Raw genomic sequence first — 22,077 nt, forward strand, 5'->3', positions numbered from 1 at the left:
GCTGGCATGTCAGCCCGCCGGCGTTCGATGACGGACCTAGGGCGATCTCCCCCCGGCTTCGTCCGGGGGTGCCCCCACCGCCTTGCGATTCACGCACCAGACGCCGCAGGGCCCGCCCTGCGGGCGGAGAGCGCTACTTCTGAAACGCCCCGTAGTCGCCCACCATCGTCAGCGCCTGGTCGAGCGCCTGCAGAAAGCGGTTGGTCGTCACCCGGTCGCGTACCGCCAGCCGCAGCCAGCCGGGACCTAGACCCGGGAATGTGTCGCCGCGACGGGCCGCGAAGCCCAGGCGGCGCAGCCGCTTGTGCACCTCGGCGCCGCGCCGGACGTGTACGAGTACGAACGGTGCCTCGGCCGCCGCCACCACCCGTACCTCCTCGAACTCCGCCAGCCCCGCGAGCAGATGGGCCCGCTCCGTCGCGATCAGCTGGGCCGCCTGCTCGGCCTCCACGAGCGCGGCGGGCTCCATGCACGCCTCGGCCGCGGCGAGCGCGGGCGTCGACACCGGCCACAGCGGCTGGGCCCGCTCCAGTGCCTCGACGGTCTCGGGATCGGCCAGCACATAGCCGATCCGCAGGCCCGCCAGACCCCAGGTCTTGGTCAGGCTGCGCAGCACCACCAGGCCCGGCACGTCGGTCCGGCCCGCCAGCGCCTCGGGCTCGTCCGGCACCGCGTCCATGAAGGCCTCGTCCACCACCAGCAGCCGCCCGGGGCGGGCCAGTTCGGCGATGTCGGCCGCCGGATGCAATATGGACGTGGGGTTGGTCGGATTGCCGATCACCACCAGGTCCGCCGCGTCGGGTACGGCAGCCGGGTCGAGCCGGAAGCCGTCCTGCTCCCGCAGCAGCAGCCGCTCCACATCGTGCCCCGCGTCTCGTAGCGCCGCCTCCGGCTCCGTGAACTGCGGGTGCACCACCAGCGGGTGACGTACCGCCAGCGCACGGGCGAGCAGCACAAACGCTTCCGCGGCCCCCGCCGTCAGCAGCACCCGCTCCACCGGCAGACCGTGCCGCCGCGCGACCGCCGCCCGCGCCGCCCGCCCGTCCGGATAGGCGGCAAGGCCGGTCAGCGAGCCGGCGATGCGCTCACGGAGCCAGGCCGGGGGAGTCCCGGCGCGGACGTTGACCGCGAGGTCCGTCAGGCCGGCGTCGCGCACCTCAGCGTCACCGTGGTGCCGCAGGTCGTGTGCGTCAGCGTGAGTGCGCATGGCTGCCGTGGTGGTGATGGGCGCTTCCGGGCCCGTGACCGTGGTGGTGCCCGTCGTCGTCCGGGTGGAAGTGCGGCTGCTGCGGAAGCCCCACCCTGTCCCCGAAGCCCGGCAGCGCGATCCGGTACACGCAGGTGTCGCAGTTCATCCGGATGTCGCCGGCGACGGCCTCCCGGTAGCGCTCCATCACCAGGTCGAGCAACTCCTCGGCCGGACCGATCACATCGGCCGAAACAACCTCCACCTCGGGGTGCGCGTCCGCCCAGCCCCCGGTCTGCTGAAGCACCCGGTCCGGCAGGATCCCGGTGAACAGGAAGTACGGCAGCACCACGATCCGGCGCGCCCCCAGCTTTACGCACCGGTCCAGGCCGCTCGGCACGTCGGGCGCGGCGAGCGACACGAACGCCGTCTCCACGCCCGCGTAACCGCGCCCCTCCCACAGCAGCCGGGCCGCCTTGTGCACCTCGGCGTTGGCGTCCGGGTCGGTCGAACCACGGCCCACCAGCAGCACGGTCACATCGGCCCGGTCCGCGGGCGCACGGGAGACGGAGCCCACCGCTTCGTCGAGCCGCCGCTCCAGGACGCTCAGCAGCGCGGGATGCGGACCGAGGGGACGGCCGTAGGTGTACGAGATGCCGGGGTGCCGCTCCCGCTCGCGGGCCAGCGCGGCCGGGATGTCGCCCTTGGCGTGCCCGGCGGACACCAGCATCAGCGGCACCGCGGCGAAGCGCTGCACACCGCCCGCCACCAGCTCGGCGACGGCTTCGCCGAGGGGCGGCGGGGACAGTTCGATGAAGCCGCCCCCGACGGGGATTTCGGGATGGCGCCGCCCCAGCTCCCGTACGAAGTCCCGGAAGGCCTCGGCCCCGGCTTCGTCGCGGGTGCCGTGGCCGGCGATGAGCAGTGCGGGCGGGGTGGTCACGCGTTCTCCTTGAGGTGGGGGTGGTGCGGCTGAGCTTGTGGCGGGGATGCGGCGGGGCTCAGGGGTACGTCGTCGGTGCGGGACGCGGCGACGTGTGCCCGCGTGGCCGGCGGGGTGGTGTCATGACTGCCACCGGTAGCCGCGCGGGGTCACCATGCGGCCCGCGATCTCGCGCGTGGCCGTGTTGCCGACCGTCACGACGGTCATCATGTCCACCGTCGCCGGATCCAGTCCGGCGAGTGTCGTGAGGCGGCTGGATTCGTCCGGCCGGGACGCGTTGCGCACGACACCCACCGGCGTGTGCGGCTCCCGGTGTTCGGCGAGGATCGACAGCGCCTTCGGGAGCTGCCAGTCGCGGCCGCGGCTGCGCGGGTTGTAGAAGGTCACGATGATGTCCGCCTCCGCGGCGGCCCGCACCCGGCGCTCGATGACCTCCCACGGCGTATGCAGATCGGACAGGCTGATCGAGACATGGTCGTGCCCGAGCGGCGCGCCCAGGATCGCGGCGGCGGCCAGCGCGGCGGTCACGCCCGGCACGCCCACCACGTCGATGTCGTCGGACGCCTCGGCGAGCGCGGGGGAGGCCATTGCGTACACGCCCGCGTCACCGCTGCCGATCAGCGCGACCGCATTCCCGGCGCGGGCCTCGGCGACAGCCGTACGGGCCCGCTCCTCCTCCGCACCGAGGCCGGACTCGATGACCCGGGTGCCGGGCCTGAGCAGGTCGCGGATCTGGTCGACGTACTGATCGAGCCCGACCAGTACCGACGCGCGCCGCAGCTCCTCCGTGGCGCGAGGGGTGAGAAGATCGCGGGCCCCGGGGCCGAGGCCGACCACGGCCAGCCGGCCGCGCGGCGCCTTGCGCGCGACCGCGCAGGTCGCCATCGCGGCCCGCCCCTCGGGGCTGGACTTCCGCTTGGGGACGAGGAGTTCATCCCCGCCCACGAGCGCCGCGGCCTCGGCGACGGACGGCGTGCCCACCGCGGCGAGCGGCGCGCCGGACGGGTTCGGCACGGCGATTTCGGCGAGCCGCTCGGCGGCATGCGTCACCAACGGCACCCCGAGCCGCTGAGCGGCCCCGACGATGCCGGGCTCGTCCGCCTTCGCCTCGACGGTCGCCAGCTCCGCGACGCACCGCACCGACAGTCCCGCCTCGCGCAGCGCCGCCTGGACCAGCGAGAGGATCTCGTCGACGGGAGCGCCCTTGGACGCACCGACCCCGACGACCAGCGACGGCGGCCGCAGCACCGCGTCGTACGGGCCGGTTTCGACGACCCGGTCCGTGACATGGAGAGCGGCGGCAGCGTCTTCGCCCCCCGGCGCCACATTCCCCGGCAGCGGCGGCAGCGGCCACACCGCGTCCGCCCGCAGCGCCACCGGGTCGCCGTCAAGCACCGCCCGCGTCACGGACGCGACCGCGCCCTCGACCGGCCAGCCCAGCGTGTCCAGGCCCGGGATCCCGGCCGAGTCCGTCGCCGTCGTGACGACCGGCTCCGCACCGAGAACGTCACCCACCGCCGTCGCCAGGGCATTCGCGCCGCGGCCGTGGCCGCCCAGCAGGGACACCGCGTACCGCTGCCCCTCGTCCACACACACCACGCCCGGGTCCGCCGACTTGCCCGCCAACAGCGGGGCGACGATCCGTACGACCGCGCCCGTGGCCAGGAAGCACACCAGCTGCTCGCACTCCGTGAAGGCCCGCTCGACGCTCTCGCGCACCGGCCCTTCGTACACCTTCGTACGGCCGGGCCACGCCGCCGCCAGCCGGTCGCGGGCGGCCGCGCCCGCCGCCGTCGCCGAGATCAGGCCGATCACTTCTGCGTCGCTCCTTCGATTGCGCCTTCGTTCGTGCCCTGGGCGCGCAGCGCCTTGCGGGCGGCCGGGTCGGCCCTCCGGAAGCTGTGGAAGTGCCCCGGGTGGTAGAGATGCGACCGCGTCCCGGAAGCCGCCAGCGCCGGCCCGACCAGGAACAGCGTGTGCTTCCAGAGCTTGTGCTCCTTGACGGTCTCCTCCAGCGTGCCGATAGTGCAGCGCAGGATCAGCTCTTCCGGCCAGGTCGCCTGGTACGCGACCACCACCGGCGTACTCGTCGGATAGCCGCCCTCCAGCAGCTCCTGCGTCAACTGGCCCGAGCGGGCCGCCGACAGGAACAGCGCCATCGTCGTACCGTGCCGCGCGAACTCCCGCACCTCCTCGCCCGGCGGCATCGGCGTCTTGCCGCCGCCGAGCCGGGTCAGGATCACGGACTGCGCGACCTCCGGGATCGTCAGCTCGCGGTGCGCGATCGCCGCAACCGCCGAGAACGACGAGACGCCCGGCACGATCTCGACGGCAAGCCCCAGCTCCACGCACCGGTCGAGCTGTTCCTGGGTGCCGCCCCACAGAGCGGGGTCGCCGGAGTGGATACGGGCCACCTTCAGGTCCTCGTCGCGGGCCCGCTCGTACACCGCGACGACGGCCTCGAGCGACATCGCCGCCGAGTCGAGAATCTCGGCGCCCTCGCGTGCGTGGTCGAGAACGTCCGCCTGCACCAGGCTCGCCGCCCAGATGACGATGTCGGCGTCGGCGATGGCCCGTGCGGCCCGGAACGTCAGCAGATCGGCGGCGCCCGGGCCGGCGCCGACAAAGGTCACCTTGCCGTGGGTGGCGGCATCGGCCATCAGTAGTGGTCCTCTCGGATGGTTCGTGTCTTACGTGTCACTCGTGTCATTCGGGTGGATCTCGATCTTCGTCGTGCCACGAGGCGGGTCGATCCGCTAGCAAAGGCGCATGGCGGTGTTCGTCGCGCTCGGCGCGTTCCTGATGACGCTGTTCGGCGGCTGGACGGCTGGGCGCGTCACTGACCGCCGCCACCTCGTGCTGGGCCTGGCCGGCGGGCTGATGCTCGGGGTGGTCGGCCTGGACCTGCTGCCCGAGGCACTTGAGGCGGCGGGCAACGAGGTGTTCGGAGTGCCGCAGGCACTGCTGCTGTTCGTCGGCGGCTTCCTCGCCGCGCACCTGGTAGAACGGCTGCTGGCCGTCCGTCAGGCCGCATACGGCGCGGACGAGGGCGAGAGAGCGCCGCAGGTGGGTCTGACGGCGGCCGCGGCGATGGTCGGCCACAGCCTGATGGACGGTATCGCGATCGGCGCGGCCTTCCAGGTGGGCGCGGGCATGGGCGCGACCGTGGCGCTCGCCGTCATCACCCACGACTTCGCCGACGGCTTCAACACGTACACGATCACCAGCCTGTACGGGAACTCCCGCGGCAAGGCGATTGCGATGCTCGTCGCCGACGCGCTCGCCCCCGTCGTCGGCGCCGCGTCCACTCAGCTGTTCACGCTGCCGGTCGAACTCCTCGGCAGCTATCTCGGGTTCTTCGGCGGCGCCCTGCTTTATCTCGCCGCGGCCGAGATCCTCCCCGAGGCGCACCACTCCCATCCCGCCCGCTCCACCCTGCTCTGCACGGCCGGGGGAGTGGGCTTCATCTGGCTGGTGGTGGGCCTTGCCGAGTGAGGAACTCACAGCTTGCCCCCGCGGCCGCCGCCGCGCGGCGCAGGCGCGATCAGCGTCGACAGATACGGCAACGGGCCCTCGGCCAGCTCCGCCGCCGGCCGGATCGACTCCTCGGGCAGCCCGAGCGCCGACCCCCACACCGCGCCCTCGGTACGCCCCGTCTCCCGCAGCGCGGTCGCCACCTCGGCCGCGAGCCGCCCGAACTTGTAGGCGACGACCGTTCCGGGCCCCTCCAGAGCGTCCTTGAGCACGGCTGCCCCCGCGGTCACCGGCACCAGGGTCAGCGGCTCGGTGCCCTCGGTGAGGACCGCGCCGCTGCGGGCCGCGAGATCCTGCATCGCGGTGATGCCGGGCACGGTCTCGACGACGAGGTCCGGCACGAGTCCACCGATGGTCTCGGCGAGATAGGTGAACGTGGAGTACACGTTGGGGTCGCCGATGGTCGCGAAGGCGACGGTGCCGCGGTCGCGCAGCAGCGCGGCTACGGACTCGCCGGCGGCGTCCCAGGCGGCCTCGCGCCGGGCGCGGTCGGTGCGTTCGTTGAGCGCGAAGACGACCCGTACGACCTTGTCGGCGTCGACGTAGTGCAGGACGGTCGCCTCGGCGCGTCCCGGCTCGCCGCCGTCCTTTCCATCGGATGCGGCCATCACGGGCACCACGACGACATCGGCCTCCTGAAGGGCCCGTACGCCCTTCACGGTCACCAACTCCGGGTCACCGGGCCCCACACCGACCCCGATCAACCTGCTCATCGCGTACACCTCTCAACGAATCGGCGGGCTGTGCCGGGCTCGGAGGCCCAGTGCGTATGCAGATAGCTCGCGTGCACGCCCTGCTGTACGAACCCCTCGACGCGGCGCTCGGGCCGGTGCATCCCCCACGCGGGGGCGGCTCCTGCGGCCGGCTCGACGACGGTCCGGTGGAACTCGTGCCCGCGCATCCGCGTCCCGGCCGCGGCGAGCACGCTGTCGCTCACCGCGACGGCCTCGCGGTAGCCGAGCGTCAGCCGGTCCGCCATCCGCGCCTCGGCGTCCAGCACCCCGCACATCGGCTGCCCGTCCAGCGACCGCGCGAGGTACAGCAGCCCGGCGCATTCGGCGGCGACGGGCGCGCCGGAGTGGGCCAGATCGGCGACGGCCTTGCGGAGGGGCTCATTGGCGGACAGCTCGGGGGCGTACACCTCGGGGAATCCGCCGCCGATGACCAGACCTCCTGTCCCGTCGGGCAGTTGCTCGTCCCGGAGGGGGTCGAAGGTGACGACGTCGGCGCCGGCGGCGGTGAGGAGTTCGGTGTGCTCGGCGTAGGAGAAGGTGAAGGCGGGACCGCCGGCGACGGCGACGAGGGGCGGCTTGCGGCGGGCGTGTTGGTAACTGGGGGCAAGCCCCCAGACCCCCGTACGGCCGCTGGGGGTCCCCCCACGCCCGCAGGGCATAGGGGGAGTGTCCTCAATCGCCGGACGGGCTTGAAGTTCCGCCGGACCGGCGGAACTCAAGCCTCGCCGGCGTTTGAGTCGCGGGGTCTGGGGCGGAGCCCCGGATTCGGGAAGGGGCGGGGTGGGGGCTTGCCCGCCGCAGGCGGCCTCCGCGGGGTCCCACGGCGCGTCCGGCACCGCAGGCGCGCTGCGGGCCAGCGCGAGCAGGGCCTCCACGTCGCAGCTCGCCCGTACCTGCTCGCCCATCGCGCGCACCGCTTCAACCGCCTGTGCCCGCCGCTCGGCGACCGGCACCAACCCCAAGTGCCGCGACGGCGTTCCCACCCGCTCAGCCCGCCGCAAGGCGCCGAGCACCGGCACGCCCGACTCCTCCAGCGCCTCCCGCAGCAGCTCCTCGTGCCGGTCCGACCCGACCTTGTTCAGGATCACGCCCCCGATCCGCACCTGCGGATCCCACGACGCGAACCCGTGCACCAGCGCCGCCACCGAACGCGACTGCGACGACGCGTCCACCACCAGCACCACAGGCGCCCGCAGCAGCTTCGCCACCTGCGCCGTGGACGCCAGTTCACCCGCCCCCGCCGCACCGTCGTACAGCCCCATCACGCCCTCGACCACCGCCAGGTCGCACCCCGCCGCGCCGTGCGCGAACAGCGGTGCCATCAGCTCCGTACCGCACAGATACGGGTCCAGGTTCCGCCCTGGGCGGCCCGTCGCGAGGGAGTGGTAGCCCGGGTCGATGTAGTCCGGCCCGACCTTGTGCGGGGACACGGAGAGCCCCGCCGCGACGAAGGCCGCCATCAGGCCCGTCGCGACGGTGGTCTTGCCGCTGCCGGACGACGGCGCGGCGATGACGAGACGTGCTACCACTCGATGCCCCGCTGCCCCTTCTGGCCGGCGTCCATCGGGTGCTTCACCTTCGACATGTCGGTCACCAGATCGGCGAAGTCGACGAGCTCCGCCGGAGCGTTGCGGCCGGTGACGACCACATGCTGGGTGCCGGGCCGGTTCCGCAGTACGTCGATCACCTCGGCCGTGTCCACCCACCCCCAGTGCATGGGATACGCGAACTCGTCCAGCACATACAGCTGGTACGTCTGGGCCGCCAGGTCGCGCTTGACCTGCTCCCAGCCCTCGCGCGCCGCCTCCTCGTTGCTGAGCTGCCTGTCGCGCTGTACCCACGACCAGCCCTCGCCCATCTTGTGCCAGGCGACCGGGCCGCCCTCGCCGGAGGCGCCGAGGACCTTCAGGGCGTTCTCCTCGCCGACCTTCCACTTGGCGGACTTCACGAACTGGAACACCCCGATCGGCCACCCCTGGTTCCAGGCACGCAGCGCGAGCCCGAACGCGGCCGTCGACTTCCCTTTGCCGATGCCCGTATGCACGACGACGAGCGGGCGGTTGCGGCGCTGACGCGTCGTGAGCCCGTCGTCCGGCACGACGGCCGGCTGTCCCTGTGGCATCAGGCTGCCCTCCTCGAACTGTGTACGTCGCGGACGAGCCCGGCGATGGAATCGGCCCGCAGCTCGTCGAGTGTGACGGCCGCGCCGCCGAGATCGCCCGCGAGCGTGCCGGCAAGACCGAGGCGTACCGGCCCGGACTCGCAGTCCACGACGATCGCGGCCGTGCCCTCCGCGGCGTGCAGCCGCGCGGCACGGGCCCCGAGCGCCACCGGATCGACGCCGCCGGTCGCGCGTCCGTCGGTCACCACGACCAGCAGCGCGCGGCGCGACGGATCGCGCAGCCGCTCGACGCGCAGTACGTCGTGGGCCCGCAGCAGCCCGGCCGCCAGTGGCGTACGGCCACCGGTCGGCAGCGTCTCAAGACGCGCGGCGGCCGCGTCCACCGACGACGTCGGCGGCAGCGCCACCTCCGCGTCCTTCCCGCGGAAGGTAATCAGGCCGACCTTGTCGCGCCGCTGGTAGGCGTCGAGCAGAAGTGAGAGCACCGCGCCCTTGACCGCGCTCATTCGCTGCCTGGCCGCCATCGACCCCGACGCGTCGACGACGAACAGTACGAGATTCCCCTCGCGGCCCTCGCGGGTCGCCTGCCGCAGATCGTCCCGGCGTACGACCAGCCCCGGCCCACTGCGCCCGCGCGCCCGCTGGTGCGGGGCCGCGGCCTGCACGGTCGCCGCGAGGTGCAACTTGGTGAGTGCCCCGCGGGGCCGCCGGGCCCCGGTGGTCCGCCCGTGCTCGGTACGAGCACGGGACCTGCGCCCCGCCGCACCCGTGCCCAGCCCCGGCACGCTCAGCATCTTCGTACGGAACGGTTCCGCGGCCCGTACGGCATGCTGCTCACCGCCGCCCGCGCTCTGCGGATCCCCGCCGTCGGCCTCCTGCGGCTGCGCGGGCGTGTCGTCCTGCCCCGCATCGCCCTGCGGCGGTGTGCCGGGACCGTCCTGCGGCGGGCGGCCACCGCCGCCCGGACCGTCGGGATCCGGGTCGTCCTCCTCGCCGCCGAACTCCTCCAGCGTGTCGTCGAGCTTGTCCTCGTCCAGACCGGGCGCGTCAAAGGGATTGCGTCGCCGCCGGTGGGGGAGCGCCAGCAGAGCGGCCTGTCGCACATCCTCGGCGAGCACGTCGCTGCGCCCCGCCCACGCGGCCAGCGCCGTCGCGGTCCGCGCCATCACGATGTCCGCGCGCATGCCGTCCACCTCGAAGGCCGCGCAGGTCGCGGCGATCTGCCGCAACGCGCCGTCCCCCAGCCGGACGTCGGGCAGCAGCGCCCGCGCGGCCACGATCCGCGCCCGCAGGGCCGCCTCGTCGTCCGCCCAGCGAGCGGCGAATCCGGCCGGATCGTCGTCGTAGGCGAGCCGCCGCCGCACCACCTCCACCCGCTGCCCGGGCTCGCGCGAGGCCGCCACCTCGACGGTGAGCCCGAAGCGGTCCAGCAACTGCGGCCGCAGCTCGCCCTCTTCGGGGTTCATGGTCCCCACGAGCAGAAAACGGGCGGCGTGCCGCACCGAGACGCCTTCACGCTCGACGTACGAGGCGCCCATGGCGGCCGCGTCGAGCAGCAGGTCGACCAGATGGTCATGCAGCAGATTGACCTCGTCGACGTAGAGAATCCCGCGGTGTGCGTCCGCGAGCAGCCCCGGCTCGAAGGCCTTCACACCCTCGGCCAGCGCCCGCTCGATGTCGAGGGCTCCGACGAGCCGGTCCTCGGACGCCCCGACGGGCAACTCAACCATCCGCGCGGCCCGCGCCACGCCGCCACCGGCTTCGTGCGGACCGTCGGGGCACGCGGGGTCGGGCGCCGAGGGGTCGCAGGAGAACCGGCACCCGGCGACGACCGACACCTCGGGCAGGAGGGCGGAAAGGGCCCGTACGGCGGTGGACTTGGCGGTGCCCTTCTCGCCACGGACGAGCACACCGCCTACGGCGGGGCTGACTGCGTTCAGCAGCAGTCCGAGCCGCAGGTCGTCCATGCCGACGACGGCGGTGAAGGGGTATGGGGTGCTCACGCGGCCTCCTCGATCGTGTTCAGGCGGTGTGATTCCCCCACCCCGCCCCTTCCCGTAACCAGGGGGCGGAGCCCCGAATCAATCCCCGCCGGCGTTTGAGGCGCGGGGTCCGGGGCGGAGCCCCAGTTCTTGAAGCCCGACGCCGGCGCGACCCTCACGCGTCCCCCTCCAGGTCGCCCTCGAGCTCCAGGTACGTCTGCCGAAGCCGCTCCAGCGTCTCCCCGTCGGGCTCCGCCCACAGCCCGCGCTCCGCGGCCTCCAGCAGCCGCTCCGTGATCCCGCGCAGAGCCCAGGGGTTGGACTTCTGCATGAACTCCCGGTTCTCCGGGTCGAAGACGTACTCCGCCGACAACTTCTCGTACATCCAGTCGTCGACCACACCCGCCGTCGCGTCGTACCCGAACAGGTAGTCCACGGTCGCCGCCATCTCGAACGCACCCTTGTACCCGTGCCGCCGCATCGCCGCCATCCACCGCGGATTGACCACCCGCGCCCGGAACACCCGGTGCGTCTCCTCGCCCAGGGTGCGCGTCTTCACCTGGTCCGGCACCGCCGAGTCACCCACATACGCCTCGGGCGACTCACCCGTCAGATGCCGCACCATGGCGACCATCCCGCCGTGGTACTGGAAGTAGTCGTCGGCGTCGACCAGATCGTGCTCCCGCGTGTCGACGTTCTTCGCCGCCACCGCGATCCGCCGGAACGCCGTCTCCATGTCCCCGCGCGCCGCCCGCCCTTCGAGCCCGCGCCCGTACGCATAGCCGCCCCACACCGCGTACACCTCCGCGAGGTCTGCGTCCGAGCGCCAGTTCCGGGCGTCGATCAGCGGCAGCAGCCCGGCTCCGTATGCCCCCGGCTTCGAGCCGAAGATCCGCGCCGTGGCCCGCCGCCGGTCGCCGTGGTCGGCCGTGTCCTCGTCCGCGTGCGCCCGTACGTAGTTGGCCTCGGCCGGCTCGTCCAGCTCCGCCACCGCCCGTACGGCGTCGTCGATGAGCCCCACCACATGCGGGAAAGCGTCTCGGAAGAAGCCCGAGATCCGCACCGTCACATCGATGCGCGGCCGTCCCAGCTCCTGCGCCGGCACGATCTCGAAGCCCGTCACCCGCCGCGACGCGTCGTCCCAGACCGGCCGGCAGCCCAGCAGCGCCAGAATCTCGGCGATGTCGTCGCCCTGTGTACGCATCGCCGACGTGCCCCAGACAGTCAGCCCCACCGACCTCGGGTACGCGCCCGTGTCCGCCAGATACCGCTCCACCAGCGAGTCGGCGAGCGCCTGGCCGACCTCCCACGACAGCCGGGACGGGATCGCCTTCGGGTCGACGGAGTAGAAGTTGCGGCCGGTCGGCAGGACGTTGACCAGCCCGCGGGTCGGCGACCCGGAAGGGCCGGCGGGCACGTAGCCGCCGTCCAGCGCCCGCAGGATGTTGCCGATCTCGTCGGTGGTACGGGCGAGCCGTGGCACAACCTCCTCGCAGGCGAACCCCAGCACGGCGACCGCGTCCGGGAGTTGGACGCCGAGTACCTCCCGTACCAGCGCGGCCGCAGCCGAGAGGTCCCAGCCCCGCTCCTCCATCCCCTCCGCGAGGCGGCGGCACAGCTGTTCCAGCAGATCGATCGCGTCGGCACCCGTCCGCGCGGGCCCCTCGACCAGCGTGGTCAGCTCCACCGGTACCTTCACGGCCGCGCCGGGCTCGGCGAGTAGCGCCTTCTCCTCGAGGCCGAAGTGCTCGGCGAGAGCGGCCCGCAGCCCCGGCAGGGCGTTCGCCCGGCCGCCCCACACCTGGGACGCGCGCAGCACCGCCAGTACGAGATTGACCCGGGCCTCCGCCTGGGGCCCGCCACCCAGGATGTGCAGACCGTCCCTGATCTGGACGTCCTTGATCTCGCAGAGGTAGCCGTCGATGTGCATGACGAACTCGTCGAAGTCGCCGTCGCCGGGCTGCTCGTCGACGTGCAGGTCGTGGTGGAGCTCGGCGGCCTTCACGAGCGTCCAGATCTGTGCCCGTACCGCCGGGGCCTTCGTCGGATCGAGATCGCTGACGAGCGCGTACTCGTCGAGCAGCTGCTCCAGCTTTGCCAGATCGCCGTAGGTGTCCGCGCGCGCCATGGGCGGCACCAGATGGTCCACGACCGTGGCGTGGCCGCGACGCTTGGCCTGGGTGCCCTCGCCGGGGTCGTTGACGATGAACGGGTAGACGAGCGGCAGTTCGCCGAGCACCGCGTCCGGACCGCAGCCGGCCGACAGACCGAGGCCCTTGCCGGGCAGCCACTCCATCGTGCCGTGCTTGCCCATGTGGACGACCGCGTCGGCGCCGAAGGAATGGTCGAGCCACCGGTACGCCGCCAGGTAGTGGTGCGAGGGCGGCATGTCGGGGTCGTGGTAGATCGCGATCGGGTTCTCGCCGAAGCCGCGCGGCGGCTGGATCATCACGACGACATTCCCGAACTGGAGGGAGGCGAGGACGATTTCGTCGCCGTCGACGTAGAGCGAGCCCGGTGGCTCGCCCCAGTGCTCCAGCATGCTGTCGCGCAGCTCCGGGTCGAGCTTGTCGAACCAGGCGCGGTAGTCGGCGAGCGGCACGCGCGCGGGGGCTGCTGCCAGCTGCTCCTCGGTCAGCCACTCCACATCGTGGCCGCCGGCGTTGATGAGCCGGTGGATCAGCTCGTCGCCGTTGTCCGGATGCCCTTCGACGGCGTATCCGGCGTCGCGCAGGGCGTCCAGGACCCGCACCGCGGAGGCGGGCGTGTCGAGACCGACCGCGTTGCCCACCCGCGAGTGCTTCGTCGGATAGGCGGTGAAGACGAGTGCGAGCTTCTTCTCCGCGTTCAGCTTGTGCTTCAACTTCGCGTGACGTACGGCGATTCCGGCGACGCGCCCGGCCCGCTCGGGGTCGGCGACGTACACCGGCACATCGTCGGGGCCCTGCTCCTTGAACGAGAACGGGACCGTGATCAGCCGTCCGTCGAACTCGGGGATCGCCACCTGCATCGCCGCGTCCATCGGGGACAGCGCCGCGTCCGAAGCCTCCCAGACGGCCCGCGACGAGGTCAGGCAGAGCCCTTGGAGGACGGGCACGTTCAGCTCGGCGAGCGCCCCGACGTCCCAGGCCTCGTCGTCGCCGCCGGCGACGGCGTCACTGGCGCGCGTGCCGCCGGCGGCCAGCACGGTGGCGACCAGAGCGTCGGCCTTGCCGAGCAGCTCGTACAGCGCGGGGTCGGCGCCGCGCAGTGAACCGCAGTACACGGGAAGGGCGTTGGCGCCGCGTGCCTCGATCCGGTCGCAGAGGGTGTCGACGAAGGCGGTGTTCCCGGAGAGCTGGTGGGCCCGGTAGAAGAGCACGCCGACACTCGGACGCCCCTCGATGTACGCGCGCGTGCCGTGCACGCCCCACTCGGGCATCTTCTGTGGCTCCGCGAAGCCATGGCCGGTCAGCAGCACGGTGTCGGAGAGGAACCGGGCCAGCTCCGCCAGGTTGCCGGGGCCGCCCTCGACGAGATAGCGCAGCGCCTCCGCGACCACACCGGCGGGCACCGACGACTCGGCCATCAACTCCGCGTCGGGCACGGCCTCTCCGCCCAGCAGCACCGTCGGGACGCCGGACGCGCGCAGCGCGGCGAGCCCGTCCTCCCAGGCCCGCTTGCCGCCGAGCAGCCGTACGACCGCGACGGACGCGCCCGCGACGAGTGCGGGCAGCTCCTGCGCCACATCGATACGGGTCGGGTTGCCGATCCGGTACGGCGCGCCGGAGGCCCGGGCCGCCAGCAGATCCGTGTCGGCGGTGGACAGCAACAGCACGGTGCTCATTCGGGCGCTCCGATTGTTTGGGGTGCTCCGGGTGCTCCGGGTGGAATGAAGGGAAGTCCTGACGGTGCGCCCGACTCGATGAGCCGCAGCAGCGCATCCGTGTCCGCGTGTTCCTCGATCAGGTCGCCGAGTCGGTCCAGCTGCTCCTCGCGCAGCGCGCCGAAACAGGTGTCCGGCGCGGGTACGAAGCGCCGTCCCGCGGCCGCGGCCACCTCGCGCAGGAAAGCGCGCCGGAAGCCGTCGCTCTCGAGCGACCCGTGCCAGTGCGTGCCCCATACGGAGCCGACCCGGCAGCCGTCCAGACTGTTTCTGTCGCCATCAGAGATGAACGTGTCGCCGCCGAGCACTTCGGCGACGCCGTGGTGGATCTCGTAACCCTCCACGGCTTCGCCGAGCGCCTCGCCGACGGGCCTGGCCAGTGTCTTGTCGACGGCGAACCGGATGCGTACGGGCAGCAGGCCGAGGCCCGGGACACGGCCGGCCCGTGACTCGACCTCGTCGTCGATGTGCTCGCCGAGCAGCTGGAAGCCGCCGCAGATGCCCAGTACGGGCCTGCCCTCGGCCGCTCGCCGCTTCAGCGCGTCCGCGAGGCCCCGCTCGCGCAGCCACTCCAGGGCGCGCACAGTCCCACGGGTGCCCGGCACGACCACCAGGTCGGCGTCGACGAGTTCCTCGGACCGGTCCACGAACCGCACGACGACGCCTGGTTCGGCGGCCAGGGCGTCCACGTCGGTGAAGTTCGACATCAGCGGCAGCGCGCACACGGCGACGCGCAGCACGTCCTCGCCGACGGGCGGCGCGACCACCGACTCCCGTACCGCGCCGCGCAGAGAGACGTGCAGCCCGTCCTCCTCGTCGATGCCGAGGCCGTGCGCGAAGGGCAGCACTCCGTACGTGTGCCGCCCGGTCAGCCCGTGCAGCATCTGCAGGCCCGGCTCGAGCAACGACACATCGCCCCGGAACTTATTGACCAAGTAGCCCGCGACCAGCGCCTGGTCCTCGGCGCCGAGCAGCGCCGTCGTACCGAAGAAGGAGGCGAAGACGCCGCCGCGGTCGATGTCTCCGACGACCAGCACCGGGAGCTGTGCGGCCCGTGCGATGCCCATGTTCACGATGTCCGTACGCCGCAGATTGATCTCGGCCGGACTGCCCGCCCCCTCGCAGATCACGGCCTCATACGTGCCCCGCAGCTCTTCCAGGCACTCCACGACCGTACTCAGCAGGGCTTCCTGCCGCCCGCCGTGGTAACCGCGGGCACTCAGCTCGCCGACCGGCCTGCCCATCAGCACGACCTGGCTGGAGCGGTCGCTGCCCGGCTTGAGCAGCACCGGGTTCATCAGTGCGGTCGGCTCCACGCGCGCGGCCTGCGCCTGCATGGCCTGCGCCCGCCCGATCTCCGCGCCTTCGCGCGTCACGAACGAATTGAGCGACATGTTCTGCCCCTTGAAGGGCGCGACCTTCACTCCCTGCCGTACGAGCCACCGGCAGATCCCGGCCGTGACGACGCTCTTGCCCGCGTCGGAGGTGGTTCCGGCGACCAGCAGCCCCCCGGCCTTCCGCCTGCTCATCCTCGCCCCTTTCCGGCGCGCCGCACGCGCAGCGCGTGCCCCGCCACGCGGCCCGCCGCGCAGGCCGCCAGTGTCAGCCAGCCGACGCGGCGCGAGAGCCGCACGGCACGTTCGATGTCGCCGAACTGCACCGGGCGGCCCGTGCCGTTGAGTACGGGACGGTGCTCGACGCGTCCGCCGTACGAGAGGGTTCCGCCCAGCCGTACGCCGAGCGCCCCAGCGAACGCCGCCTCCACCGGGCCCGCGTTCGGACTCGGATGCTTCTTCGCGTCGTCCCGCCATGTCCGTACGGCTCCGCGCGGGTCCTGGCCGGCGAGCACCGCCAGACCCGCGGTGAGCCGGGCGCCCGGCCAGCCGGCCACATCGTCGAGGCGCGCCGAGGCCCAGCCGAACCGACGGTATCTGCGCGACTTGTGGCCGACCATCGCGTCCAGCGTGTTGACCGCCCGGAAACCCACCAGACCCGGCACACCCGCGAGGGCTCCCCAGACCAGCGCGCCCACCACCGCGTCGGAGGTGTTCTCCGCGACGGATTCCACGACGGCGCGGGCGATCTGCTGCTCGTCCAGGCTCTGCGGGTCTCGACCGCACAGATGCGGCAGCCGCTCCCTCGCCACCTCCACGTCCCCGGCGGCGAGCGCGCCGCCGACGGCCCGCGCCTCACGGCCCAGCGATGTGCCGCCGACGACGGCCCAGGTGGCGGCGGCGGTCAGCGCGACGGACGCGGCGGAGCGGCCCTGTATCCCGCGGGCGAGGAGCGCGGCGGCAGCCGCGGCGCCCCCGGCGCACACGGCGGTGTGCAGCGCGCCCCAGCCACGGTGGTCGCGCCACAGAACACGCTCGACGGCGCCCGCCGCCCGTCCGAACGCGGCGACCGGATGCCCCCGGCGAGGGTCGCCGAGCAGCAGGTCGCCGACCAGGCCGGCGGCAGCGCCGTACGCGAAAGTGCGGTCGGCACGCATGGGTTCAGGCCGACATTTCGCCTGGAAGGGCCCTCGTACTCACAGCAGGAACTGAACCGCAGCCGCGCATGGCGATATGTCCTCACTCAGGGTGTCCGCGCCCTGGTTCGACGTGATCGGCGGTGAGAGTTCCTGGCTTCCGGGGGAGTGCTCCCCGGTGACAGTGGCGGGACCGCGCCGGATTCGCACCGGCTTCCTCTTCTGCCGCCGTAGATGGCTTCGGCAGTCCACCACGTGCGGGAACGCCCGTCAACTCGCCTTTGACCTGCGGTGGGACAGTGTGCCGAGCCCCACATCGAAGGCCCAGCAGAGCGCCGGGCCGGGTCACCCGAAGGGGTACCCGGCCCGGCCTTGTGCTCAGTGGTGCTGAGTGAGCCGCCGTCAGACGACGATCAGATAGATCCCGTACGCCACGGCCGCCGCGCAGAGTGCGAAGCAGGCGTACGCGCCCGTGCGCGCCAGGACCGCGGAGCCGCCGCCCCCTGCGGTCGCCGACTCCTGCTTGGTCAGGCCCACGACGCCCAGGGTGAACAGGCCCACCAGGGCGACGGTGGCGACGAGGCTCACGCCGAAGACGGAGCCGAGTGCTGCCCAGTCGATGTTCATGCTGATCTGTCCTTACACCGTGGCCGGCTGCGTCGTCGGCTCGGAGTCGGCCGCGTGGGGCTGAGCCGGGATGGTCGTCTTGAAGTCCTGCGCGGGCGTGCCGGCCGGCGGCGGGCTGACGGCCGCGACGGCGGCTGTCACAGCACCGGCGGGCTCGGCGTCGCCGGCCACGTCGTTGACATTGGTGTGGTCGACCACCTGGCGGCGGGAGACGAACCAGATGGCGGCGCAGGCGCCGATCAGGAAGGCCGCGACGGCGGCGACACCCCAGTCGCCCTGCTTGGTCACGAACTCCGAGCCCGCGGCGACCAGACCGGCGGCCGGCAGGGTCAGGCCCCAGGCGACGAACATCCGGGTGGCGGTGGACCAGCGGACCACGCCGCCCTTGCGGCCGAGCCCCGCGCCCATCACGGCGCCGGAGCAGGAGTGCGTGGTCGACAGCGAGAAGCCGAGGTTGGAGGAGGCGAGGATGACGCTGGCCGCGCTGGTCTGGGCGGCGAAGCCCTGCTGCGGCTGGAGGTCGGTCAGGCCCTTGCCCATGGTGCGGATGATGCGCCAGCCGCCGAGGTAGGTGCCCAGCGCGATCGCGAGACCGGCGGCGAGGATGACCCACAGCGGAGGGTTGGAGCCGGGGGAGAGCACGCCGCCGGCGACGAGCGCCAGCGTGATGATGCCCATGGTCTTCTGTGCGTCGTTGGTGCCGTGGGCCAGGGAGACCAGGCCCGCCGAGGTGATCTGGCCGGCGCGGTAGCCCTTCGCGGTGGCCTTCTCGTCGGCGTTCCTGCCGATCCTGTACGTCAGCCGGGAGGCCAGGAACGCGGCGATGCCGGCGACCAGCGGGGCGGCGATCGCGGGGATCAGCACCTTGGTGACGACGGTTCCGCCGTTGACTCCGCCGACGCCGACGGAGGCGATGGTGGCGCCGATCAGTCCGCCCATGAGGGCGTGCGAAGAGCTGGACGGCAGACCGATCAGCCAAGTCATCAGGTTCCACAGGATGGCGCCGACGAGCGCCGCGAAGATGACCTCTGGTGTGATGCCGTCCTCGGTGACGATGCCGCTGGAGATCGTCTTGGCGACCTCCACGGACAGGAACGCGCCGACGAGGTTGAGCACGGCGGACATGGCCACCGCCGTCTTGGGTTTCAGAGCGCCGGTCGAGATGGTTGTCGCCATCGCGTTGGCGGTGTCGTGGAAACCGTTCGTGAAATCGAACACGAGCGCTGTCACGATCACAATCGCGAGCAGCAAGGTGATGTGTTCCATTTACCCAGGCAATCGTTTGGCGGTATTGGCCCGGCGAACGTAGTTAATCCGAGTGAACGGAAGATGAACTGAGACGGGCGTTGCGGTGTCCTCGAGTGAGGATTCGTCAGTCCACTTGCCGGACGGCGCGGTGCCGGCCCGGTGGCAGCGCGGGGAGAGTGCGGAACCGACGCCGCGCCGAAGCGAAAACGGACCTTTGTGGCGCTTTGCGTGATTTCCGCCACCCCCCTGCGCCTGCGGCGCCCCGTCACCGCCTGACAGGATCGCCGCATGACCGATCAGGTGCGGCAGGACGCGATCGAGCGGGCGTGGGAAGACCTCGTGGCCACGGCCCGCAGGACGGCGGCGGAAGGCCTGGTGGTGGGTACATCGGGCAATGTCTCGGCACGCGTCGGCGGACTCGTCCTGGTCACCCCGAGCGGAGTTCCCTACGACCGGCTCACTCCCGAGGACGCCGTCGCCGTCGATCTCGACGGCAACCAGATCCTCGGCGAGTTCGCCCCCACCAGCGAGCTGCCGCTGCACCTGGAGGTCTACCGCAACACGAACGCCGGCGCCGTGGTCCACACCCACGCCGTGCACGCCACCGCCGTCTCCACCCTCGTCCCCGAGCTCCCGCCCATCCACTACATGACCGCGGCCCTCGGCGGCACAGTCCGTGTCGCGCGGTACGCCCTGTACGGAACCGACGAGCTGGCCGCGAACATGCTCCACGCCCTGCGCGAGCGCACCGCCTGCCTCCTGCAGAATCACGGCACCGTCGCCTACGGCGACTCCCTCGACCGGGCCTACGACCGCACCGCCCAGATGGAGTGGATGTGCCGCGTCTGGCTGACCGCGGCATCGCTGCCCGGATACACGCCCAGCCTGCTCTCCGGCTCCCAACTGCGTGAGGCCGCGGAGAAGCTCCAGGGATACGGCCGGCCCGGCTGACAGCCCTTGCGGCGGCCGTCCACTGGCAGCGCGGCGTGCTGATGCCGACACTGGAACGGTGCGCCCGGCTACAGCGACGGCAGCGGCCGTCACCACTCTGGTAGGTGTCGGCGCGGCTGCGATGGCGGTCGGCCGCTACGCAAGCGACGCCGCGCTCAAAGCGCAGCCAGGACGGCCGCTGCCCGGCGAGCCCCGGCCCACCGTGCACGCCACGGCCGACGACCAGGTGACCCTGACCCGCAGTCTCGACACACAGCGCCCGGGCACGTACGCACTCCACAGCCAGGACGTCCACGCGGTCGTCGGCCCCGTACTGGGCGGGGTGCCGCACCCCGTTGACACCGTCGTACGCCGCCTGGAGCGGGTCACCCGCGGCAGCCTGCAGCCCGGCAGCCGGGTGCGGCTCACCCCGCAGTTGCACAGCGGCGACCCGTCGAGCGCGCTCGGCCTCCCCCACCGCGATGTCGACATTCCCGGCGAACTCGGCGCGCTGCCCGCCTGGTTCGTGCCGGGCCCGCGGGAGACGTGGGTGATCACCGTGCACGGCCTGGGCGCCACCCGGGAACACCCGCTGAACCTCCTGCCGTTCCTGCACGCCCAGCGGTTCCCCGTCCTCGACCTCGCCTACCGAGGGGACCCGGGGGCCCCCAGACCCCCCGACGGGCTCAGTCACCTCGGCGATTCCGAGTGGCGCGACCTGGACGCGGCCATCCGCTTCGCGGTGCGCCACGGCGCCGAGCACATCGTCCTGCACGGCTGGTCCACCGGCGCGTCGATGGCCCTGCACGCCGCCGCCAACTCCGCGCTGCGCGACCGGATCAGCGGGCTCGTCCTGGACTCCCCGGTACTCGACTGGGAGGCCACCCTGCGCAGTCTGGCAGCCCGCCGAACCCCCGCGGCCCTGCTGCCGCTCGCCGTCAGGGCGGCGCAGGGCAGGACCGGACTGCGCGGCGACCGGCTGCTCAAGGCCTCGGACCCGAAGTCCCTGCGCGTGCCGACGCTGATCTTCCACGGCCCGGACGACACGCTCGCCCCCTGGCAGCGGTCGAGCGAACTGGCTGCCCGCCGCCCCGAACTGATCAGCCTCCACACGGTCCAGCACGCCCCGCACGCCGCCATGTGGAACGCCGACCCGGCAGGCTACGAAGAAGTCCTCCGCCGCTTCCTCACCCCCTTGATGTAGCCCTGGCGGGTCCTGACGGGGTCCTGACGGGGTCCTGGCGGGGGCCCGGCGGGGTCCGGCGCAGCCCTGGCGGGACGGCCGCGCAGCACGGCCGACCAGGTTCCGTTTGGGCTTTCGGCCCTCAGCGGGAAGACTGCTCCTCGTGACGTCCCGAAAGCCTGATGAGCAATTGGCGCGCAACTCCAGACTCCGTCTTGTCCGCCCGCAATCGCTGGCCACTGCCCGGCGGGCCGTGACGACCCGGCGCACCCGGCCGGCGCCCCGGCCTCCCGAGGGCACTCCCGCCCCCTCGGAGCTGGCCTGCCAGGCGAGGGCGGTCCTCGCCGACGCCGTACGGATCGCCCGCTGGGCGGCCTTGGGGGCACCTCCCATGCCCGAAGGACTATGGGGGAGGGACCCCAGCACCACACAGCTCACCGAGCGATCCCAGCAACGGGCAGCCACCGCACTGGAGTTGACCCCGCTCCAGGTGCGCGGGGGCTGGGACCGGGCCCGCCTCGCCGGTCTGGTCGAGCTGCACGGCGACACCGCACGCCCCGGCTGGCGGCTGCGCGCCTGGGACCGCGACGACATGGCCGTACTGCGCGGCTGGGTCGCCCTCTTCGACGCCTGGTCACTGGTCCACCCCGCGCCCGACGACGTCGCCCCCACCGCGGTCGCCGAGGTCGTCGAGGCCGTGCCCCAGGTGCTCTCCCTCCTTCAGCTCTCGGCCGGGCCCGTGCTCGTACCGCTCCTGCTGGACCTGTTGCAGCAGCGCGTCGCGGAACTGCGCGAGGAGCGCTGCGAAGTGCCCTACGGCCCGCAGCCCGACCTGCCGGGGGCCGGGCAGGACATCCCTGTCTCCGCGCTCCTCGACTGGGCCCTTCAGGGCCTGTCCGCCGTCGGCGCCCTGACTCTCGACAAGGGCCGGTCCGCCACCCTCACCCCCCTCGGCAACTGGGCGGTCTGGGTCAAGCTCGAGCAGATCTGCGTCGCCGCCCAGAGCCCCGCGGGCAACATCGAGCAGTCCGCCGAGGACATGCTGCGCGGCTGCGCCCGCCTTACCCCGGGCCCGGCCCGCGCCGAGTACCGCGCCTGGCTCGCGGCCCGCACCGTCTCCAGCGCCGTCACCGAGCTCCTCGCCGTCGCCCGCGGCGAGGACGCCCTGCTGCGCGGGCTCGCCTTCGAGGCGCTGCGCGTCGTCGGCGCCCCCGCGGAGGCCGAGGTCCGCGCCGCCGCCGGCGAGCCTTCGC

17 protein-coding genes and 1 riboswitch are annotated in these 22,077 nt (G+C 72.7%); of the genes, 4 read left to right on the forward strand and 13 right to left on the reverse strand.

The features are described from left to right. Positions 1-133 precede the first annotated feature (133 nt). The 4 genes from cobC to cobM form a co-directional block, all read right to left on the reverse strand. On the reverse strand, positions 134-1,207 hold the full coding sequence (gene cobC / locus ACWDO5_RS28570; protein WP_450533249.1) for an Rv2231c family pyridoxal phosphate-dependent protein CobC: 1,074 nt from the start codon (positions 1,205-1,207) through the stop codon (positions 134-136). Further along, positions 1,191-2,129 (reverse strand): sirohydrochlorin chelatase, encoded by a 939-nt coding sequence (locus ACWDO5_RS28575; protein ID WP_450533250.1) that lies wholly within the window; start codon positions 2,127-2,129, stop codon positions 1,191-1,193. Before ACWDO5_RS28575 ends, cobC begins: the two co-directional genes overlap by 17 nt. Before the next feature lie 120 nt (positions 2,130-2,249). After that, positions 2,250-3,944, reverse strand: coding sequence for a precorrin-3B C(17)-methyltransferase (gene cobJ, locus ACWDO5_RS28580; RefSeq protein WP_450533251.1), 1,695 nt, complete (start codon positions 3,942-3,944; stop codon positions 2,250-2,252). Then, complete coding sequence (gene cobM, locus ACWDO5_RS28585) at positions 3,941-4,789, reverse strand: precorrin-4 C(11)-methyltransferase (protein WP_450533252.1); 849 nt, start codon at positions 4,787-4,789, stop codon at positions 3,941-3,943. The genes cobJ and cobM overlap by 4 nt, the downstream gene beginning before the upstream one ends. A gap of 109 nt (positions 4,790-4,898) precedes the next feature. On the opposite strand from cobM, the gene ACWDO5_RS28590 reads away from it, so the two are divergent. Further along, positions 4,899-5,624, forward strand: a complete 726-nt coding sequence (locus tag ACWDO5_RS28590) for a ZIP family metal transporter (RefSeq protein ID WP_450533253.1) — start codon at positions 4,899-4,901, stop codon at positions 5,622-5,624. 5 nt (positions 5,625-5,629) lie between these two features. On the opposite strand, the gene cobI is transcribed toward ACWDO5_RS28590, so the two are convergent. The 9 genes from cobI to ACWDO5_RS28635 all read right to left on the reverse strand — a co-directional run bounded on the left by cobI (position 5,630) and on the right by ACWDO5_RS28635 (position 18,729). Next, positions 5,630-6,376 (reverse strand): precorrin-2 C(20)-methyltransferase, encoded by a 747-nt coding sequence (gene cobI / locus ACWDO5_RS28595; RefSeq protein WP_450533254.1) that lies wholly within the window; start codon positions 6,374-6,376, stop codon positions 5,630-5,632. After that, positions 6,373-7,926, reverse strand: a complete 1,554-nt coding sequence (locus ACWDO5_RS28600) for a cobyrinate a,c-diamide synthase (protein ID WP_450533255.1) — start codon at positions 7,924-7,926, stop codon at positions 6,373-6,375. Before ACWDO5_RS28600 ends, cobI begins: the two co-directional genes overlap by 4 nt. Continuing rightward, positions 7,920-8,519, reverse strand: a complete 600-nt coding sequence (cobO, locus tag ACWDO5_RS28605) for a cob(I)yrinic acid a,c-diamide adenosyltransferase (protein WP_450533256.1) — start codon at positions 8,517-8,519, stop codon at positions 7,920-7,922. Before cobO ends, ACWDO5_RS28600 begins: the two co-directional genes overlap by 7 nt. After that, positions 8,519-10,522 carry a putative cobaltochelatase gene (locus ACWDO5_RS28610; RefSeq protein WP_450533258.1) on the reverse strand — a complete coding sequence of 668 codons (2,004 nt, stop codon included), beginning with the start codon at positions 10,520-10,522 and terminating at the stop codon, positions 8,519-8,521. Before ACWDO5_RS28610 ends, cobO begins: the two co-directional genes overlap by 1 nt. Positions 10,523-10,676: 154 nt before the next feature. After that, positions 10,677-14,327 (reverse strand): cobaltochelatase subunit CobN, encoded by a 3,651-nt coding sequence (gene cobN / locus ACWDO5_RS28615; protein ID WP_450533259.1) that lies wholly within the window; start codon positions 14,325-14,327, stop codon positions 10,677-10,679. After that, complete coding sequence (locus tag ACWDO5_RS28620) at positions 14,324-15,895, reverse strand: cobyric acid synthase (protein WP_450533261.1); 1,572 nt, start codon at positions 15,893-15,895, stop codon at positions 14,324-14,326. Before ACWDO5_RS28620 ends, cobN begins: the two co-directional genes overlap by 4 nt. Continuing rightward, positions 15,892-16,857, reverse strand: coding sequence for a cobalamin biosynthesis protein (locus tag ACWDO5_RS28625; RefSeq protein ID WP_450533263.1), 966 nt, complete (start codon positions 16,855-16,857; stop codon positions 15,892-15,894). The genes ACWDO5_RS28620 and ACWDO5_RS28625 overlap by 4 nt, the downstream gene beginning before the upstream one ends. A 104-nt stretch (positions 16,858-16,961) precedes the next feature. Beyond that, positions 16,962-17,104, reverse strand: a riboswitch (cobalamin riboswitch). Between the two features lie 134 nt (positions 17,105-17,238). Next, positions 17,239-17,463, reverse strand: a complete 225-nt coding sequence (locus ACWDO5_RS28630; protein ID WP_450533264.1) for a hypothetical protein — start codon at positions 17,461-17,463, stop codon at positions 17,239-17,241. Positions 17,464-17,475: 12 nt separating this feature from the next. Further along, positions 17,476-18,729, reverse strand: a complete 1,254-nt coding sequence (locus ACWDO5_RS28635) for an anion permease (protein ID WP_450533265.1) — start codon at positions 18,727-18,729, stop codon at positions 17,476-17,478. A 270-nt stretch (positions 18,730-18,999) separates the two neighbouring features. Between ACWDO5_RS28635 and ACWDO5_RS28640 the strand changes: the two genes are divergently transcribed. The 3 genes from ACWDO5_RS28640 to ACWDO5_RS28650 all read left to right on the forward strand — a co-directional run. Beyond that, positions 19,000-19,662, forward strand: coding sequence for a class II aldolase/adducin family protein (locus tag ACWDO5_RS28640; protein ID WP_450533266.1), 663 nt, complete (start codon positions 19,000-19,002; stop codon positions 19,660-19,662). A 58-nt stretch (positions 19,663-19,720) separates the two neighbouring features. Continuing rightward, positions 19,721-20,845, forward strand: a complete 1,125-nt coding sequence (locus ACWDO5_RS28645) for an alpha/beta hydrolase (RefSeq protein WP_450533267.1) — start codon at positions 19,721-19,723, stop codon at positions 20,843-20,845. Between the two features lie 142 nt (positions 20,846-20,987). Continuing rightward, a partial coding sequence (locus tag ACWDO5_RS28650) for a hypothetical protein (protein ID WP_450533268.1) occupies positions 20,988-22,077 on the forward strand: 1,090 nt, incomplete at its 3' end.

The organism is Streptomyces sp. NPDC000880 (assembly GCF_053599675.1).